This is a genomic window from Kocuria sp. ZOR0020 (assembly GCF_000800955.1).
Taxonomy (GTDB): Bacteria; Actinomycetota; Actinomycetes; order Actinomycetales; family Micrococcaceae; genus Kocuria; species Kocuria subflava.
Genome location: NZ_JROX01000316.1, coordinates 1 through 496, shown reverse-complemented (window position 1 = coordinate 496; position 496 = coordinate 1). Strand labels below are relative to the sequence as shown.

The window sequence follows — 496 nt, the reverse complement described above, 5'->3', positions numbered from 1 at the left end:
AAAAAAGGATATTTAAACTCTTTTAAAAATGAGCTAGGGGAAAAGTTCCTATTCCTAGGGTTTAAAGAAGAAAGAAATAACTTCAAGTCAGAGTTTACGAAAGAAGAAATTAAAGCGATTGATGAAAGATATTTGTATTTTATTGAAGAGGTTTAGAGTTTATTATTGACAAACATAAAATAATTTGATACTATTGTCTTATAGAAAGGTGGTTAAATAATGGCAATGCGAAAGGATAGGGAAATAGTAGCTTATAACCCTATTACAGAAGAAGAGCTACACTTTAGTTGTAAAGCTCAATGTGCTAAGTATTTCGGACTTAAAACTAATACAGTCGTCAAGTGGTTCGATATTGGTAGACCTATAATTGAACTACTAAGAGAGCAAGATAATAAGCAGGTAGCGATTGAAAAGCAAGACAAGCTAAAAGGCTTTGAATTATTTACTATAAAGGAGTGGTTAGATTATGTGTAAGAAACGCAAATACACAAAAATG

The 496-nt window shown here is 30.8% G+C and carries 1 protein-coding gene; it reads left to right on the top strand.

Features of this window, described 5'->3' with window-relative positions; all coding sequences use genetic code 11:
- Positions 1 to 219: 219 nt before the first annotated feature.
- Positions 220 to 474: a hypothetical protein gene (locus L979_RS15340; protein WP_047692728.1), complete on the top strand. Its 255-nt coding sequence runs from the start codon at positions 220 to 222 to the stop codon at positions 472 to 474.
- The last annotated feature ends 22 nt before the right edge of the window (positions 475 to 496 follow it).

Coding starts and splice junctions, on each gene's coding strand:
- L979_RS15340 (WP_047692728.1), top strand. CDS start 220: ATGGCAATGCGAAAGGATAGGGAAATAGTAGCTTATAACCCTATTACA.